The organism is Microbacterium sp., assembly GCF_039812165.1.
Lineage (GTDB): Bacteria > Actinomycetota > Actinomycetes > Actinomycetales > Microbacteriaceae > Microbacterium.
Genome location: NZ_JBDIAB010000253.1, coordinates 1 through 3,605, shown reverse-complemented (window position 1 = coordinate 3,605; position 3,605 = coordinate 1). Strand labels below are relative to the sequence as shown.

Annotated in this window: 4 protein-coding genes; all 4 read right to left on the bottom strand. The window is 73.4% G+C overall.

Features of this window, described 5'->3' with window-relative positions; translation table 11 throughout:
* Nucleotides 1-23 precede the first annotated feature (23 nt).
* The 4 genes from WML84_RS13800 to WML84_RS13785 are packed head-to-tail and all read right to left on the bottom strand — an operon-like array spanning nucleotide 24 to nucleotide 3,526.
* Nucleotides 24-677, bottom strand: a complete 654-nt coding sequence (locus WML84_RS13800) for a response regulator transcription factor (RefSeq protein ID WP_347346711.1) — start codon at nucleotides 675-677, stop codon at nucleotides 24-26.
* Nucleotides 674-1,837 carry a sensor histidine kinase gene (locus WML84_RS13795; RefSeq protein ID WP_347346710.1) on the bottom strand — a complete coding sequence of 388 codons (1,164 nt, stop codon included), beginning with the start codon at nucleotides 1,835-1,837 and terminating at the stop codon, nucleotides 674-676. The genes WML84_RS13800 and WML84_RS13795 overlap by 4 nt, the downstream gene beginning before the upstream one ends.
* A 22-nt stretch (nucleotides 1,838-1,859) precedes the next feature.
* Nucleotides 1,860-2,672, bottom strand: a complete 813-nt coding sequence (locus WML84_RS13790) for an ABC transporter permease (protein ID WP_347346709.1) — start codon at nucleotides 2,670-2,672, stop codon at nucleotides 1,860-1,862.
* The gene (locus tag WML84_RS13785; RefSeq protein WP_347346712.1) at nucleotides 2,669-3,526 is read right to left on the bottom strand and encodes an ABC transporter ATP-binding protein; all 858 of its coding nucleotides are present in this window, start codon (nucleotides 3,524-3,526) and stop codon (nucleotides 2,669-2,671) included. Before WML84_RS13785 ends, WML84_RS13790 begins: the two co-directional genes overlap by 4 nt.
* Nucleotides 3,527-3,605 lie beyond the last annotated feature (79 nt).

Here is a 3,605-nt window from a genome sequence, read left to right as displayed (position 1 = left end):
CGATGCGTGACCCGATGTGCGCCTCAGGGAAGCGTGCCACGGACCTCCGACAGCAGCCCGCGCTCCATCGCGAGGGTCACCGCGCGCGTGCGGTCGGCGACGCCGAGCTTGTCGAAGACCTTGAGCAGGTGCGTCTTGACGGTGGACTCGCCGATGCCGAGCGCGGCCGCGATCTGCTTGTTGCTGCGCCCGGCCGCCACGAGGCGCAGGACCTGCGTCTCGCGCTCGGTGAGGGTCGGATCGGGGCCGGGATGCCGCATCCGCTCGACGAGGCGGATCGCCACCTGCGGCGACAGCGCGGACTGCCCCGCCGCGACCGAGCGGATGCCGGCGACGATCTCGTCGCGCGGTGCCGCCTTGATGAGGTAGCCGCTCGCGCCGGCCTCGATCGCGGCGAGGATCTGGTCGTCGGACTCGTAGGTCGTGAGGATGAGGACGCGGGGCACGGGCTCGCCCGCCTCTCCCCCGCAGATGCGGGCGGTGGCGGCGACGCCGTCGACCCGCGGCATCCGCAGGTCCATGAGCACCACGTCCGGGTGCGTCGCCGCGACGAGCCGCACCGCCTCGTCGCCGTCGGCGGCCTCGCCCACGACCTCGAAGCCGTGCTCGTCGGAGAGGAGTCCGGAAAGCCCCGCGCGCACGATCGGGTGGTCGTCGGCCAGCACGAGGCGGATCACGTCGTCACCCGCTCGGCGGCGGGAAGCCGCACCCGCAGGGTCGTGCCCGACGCCCCCGAGTCGATGTCGAGGCGGCCCTGCGCGAGCGCCACGCGCTCGCGCATGCCCTCGAGCCCGAAGCCCGGGTGGACGGCATCCGGGTCGAACCCGTGCCCGTCGTCGACGACCGAGAGGTCGACGGCGCCGGCGCCGTCGACCTCGACCCGCACGTCGACGCGCGCAGCGTGCGCGTGCTTGCGGACGTTGGCGAGGGCCTCCTGCAGGCACCGCAGCACGACGACCTGCGCCTCGCGGTCGAGCACGTGCTCCTCGCCGACGCGAGCCACCCGGATGCGGAGCCCCGTCTCGGCGCGGAACCGCTCGGCGAGCCGCTCGACCGCCGCCCCGAGCAGCGGCTCGGCGGGCACCGCCGCCGTCCGTGCGACGAGCGCGCGGGCCTCGGCGAGCGCCTCGCGCGCCACCGACTCGACCGTGGCGATCGTCTGCGCGGCCCCGTCGACCCGGCCCTCCCGCGACTGCCGGCCGGCCCGCTCGGCGAGGATCACGAGCCCCGCGAGGGTCTGCGCGAGCGTGTCGTGGATGTCGCGCGCGAGACGCTCGCGCTCCTGCGCGGCGCCCCGGTCGCGGCTCAGCACCTCCAGCTGCGACTGGGTCGCGCGCAGCTGCGCGACGAGCTGCGCGTTCTGCTCACGCTGCTCGACGATGCCCGAGATCCACAGGCCCAGCGCGACCGCGAACGCGAACGACAGCGCGGCGGTGATCGCCCCCGACACCCAGCCGGCCACGCCCAGTCCGAACCCGACCATCACGGCCGTCGCCAGCAGCAGCGACATCGCGATCGCGGTCCGCCGCGTGGGCGACAGCATCCACACGAGCGGGAACGCGATCGTCTGCAGCGTCGCGAGCATCGGCTCGGCCGCCGCCCCGACGCCGACGGCGACGATCGCGGACGGCATGAACGCCGCCGCGCGCCACGTCTCGGTGCCGGCGGCCAGGTCCGGCCGCCCCAACAGGACGTAGGCGAGCAGGAACACGACGAGCGCGGCGAGAGCGAGCCCGAGGCGCAGGGGGCCGGACTCGTCGCGGCCCGCCAGCACGATGACCGCCATCGTCGCGACGACCGCGGCGATGGCGGCATCCCACCAGCGTGGATTCTCCATGCTCATCGCTCCCGCGTTCAGGCTACGCGTCGCGCCGTGTCCAGCGGAACGTCACGCGCGCCAGGACGAGCCCGACGACGAGCCAGATGCCGAGCGCGATGGCCGCGCCGCCGAGGTTCCAGACCTCGCCCTGCTCGAGCACGCGGTAGGCGTCGGGCAGGAAGACCGCGCGCATGCCGAGCGCCATCCAGGCGAGCGGGAAGACGGATGCCACGTTCTGGAGCCATTCCGGAAGGAGCATGAATGCGAGGTACACGCCCGAGATGAACTGCAGCACGAGCACGATCGGGATGACGACGGCCGTCGCGCTGCGTCCCGAGCGCGGCAGCGCCGACAGCGCGATGCCGAGGAGGGAGGAGGTCGCCAGGCCCAGCACGAACACCCACGCGAACGTCAGCCAGCTCTCCGCGGAGGTCGGCAGCTCGACGTCGAAGGCGAGCGCGGCGACCGCGATCAGCAGCGCGACCTGGAGTGTTCCGGTCACCGCGACCTGCGCGAAGGTGCCGATGAAGTAGCTCACCGCCGGCAACGGGGTGCCGCCGAGCCGCTTCAGCGTCCCGTCGCTGCGCTCCATCGCGATGTCGACCGCGAGGTTCTGCACGCCCGAGAGCAGAAGCCCCGCCGCGATCATGCCGGGAAGGTAATACTGTCCCGCCGAGACGTGGGGCAGACCCGAGTCGCCGCCGCCGGCGACGTCGGTCCCACCGAAGATCGTGGCGAACAGCGCCAGCATGAACACCGGGAAGAGGAACGTGAAGAACACCTGATCCGGCGAGCGGAAGTAGCCGGTGATCTCGTAGCGGGCACGGTGGGCGCCCAGGGCGATCGCGTTCATGACGCCGCCTCCTCGTACTCCTCGACCAGCGTGAGATAGACGTCCTCCAGCGAGGGCCGGACGATCTCGAGCCCCGACGGCTCGTCGCCGAGCCGGTCGGCGAGGGTCCGCGCGAACGCGAGCGGCTCGGTCGTGCGCTCCTCGCGGCGTCGGCCGGCCTCGATCCAGCGGACGATCGGCACGCGCGCGTCGGGCGGGCCGATCTCATCGACCGGGCCGATCGCGCGCATGCGCCCGCCCGCGATGACGCCGACCCGGTCGGCCAGCTGCGCGGCCTCGTCGAGGTAGTGCGTCGTCAGGAGGATCGTCGTGCCGTCGGCCTTGAGCGCGCGGATGAGGTCCCAGAACTCGCGTCGCGCCTGCGGGTCGAAGCCCGTCGTCGGCTCGTCGAGGAACAGCAGCTCGGGGCGACCGATCACCCCGAGCGCGACGTCGACGCGCCGCTGCTGTCCGCCGCTCAGCTTCGCGATGCGCGTCTTCGCCTGGTCGGCGAGGCCGACCGCGGCGATCACCTCGTCGACGTCGCGCGGCCGCGGGTAGAAGCCCGCGAACTGGCGCACCTGCTCGCGCACCGTGTACGCGCCGCTCTGCCCCGTGGTCTGCAGCACGATCCCCAATCGTGCCTTCCAGTCGAGGCCGCCCGTGCCGGGGTCGGCCCCGAGCACGCGCGCCTCGCCTCCGGTCCGCCGGCGGTATCCCTCCAGGATCTCCACCGTCGTCGACTTGCCCGCTCCGTTCGGGCCCAGCAGCGCGAACGTCTCGCCGCGGGCGATGTCGAAGCTCGCGCCGTCGACCACCGTCCGCGCGCCGTACGTCTTGCGCAGGTCCCGCACTTCCACCGCTCGTGTGTCCATGCCTCCAGCCTCGCCGCGGGCGGATGCCGTGCCCAGCCGTCGTCCGGCGGGCACGGCATCCCCCATTCGGTGGATGCCA

What these genes read in the sequence shown, in the direction of transcription:
- WML84_RS13795 (WP_347346710.1), bottom strand. Translation starts at nt 1,837, where the DNA reads ATGGAGAATCCACGCTGGTGGGATGCCGCCATCGCCGCGGTCGTCGCG.
- WML84_RS13790 (WP_347346709.1), bottom strand. Translation starts at nt 2,672, where the DNA reads ATGAACGCGATCGCCCTGGGCGCCCACCGTGCCCGCTACGAGATCACC.
- WML84_RS13785 (WP_347346712.1), bottom strand. Translation starts at nt 3,526, where the DNA reads ATGGACACACGAGCGGTGGAAGTGCGGGACCTGCGCAAGACGTACGGC.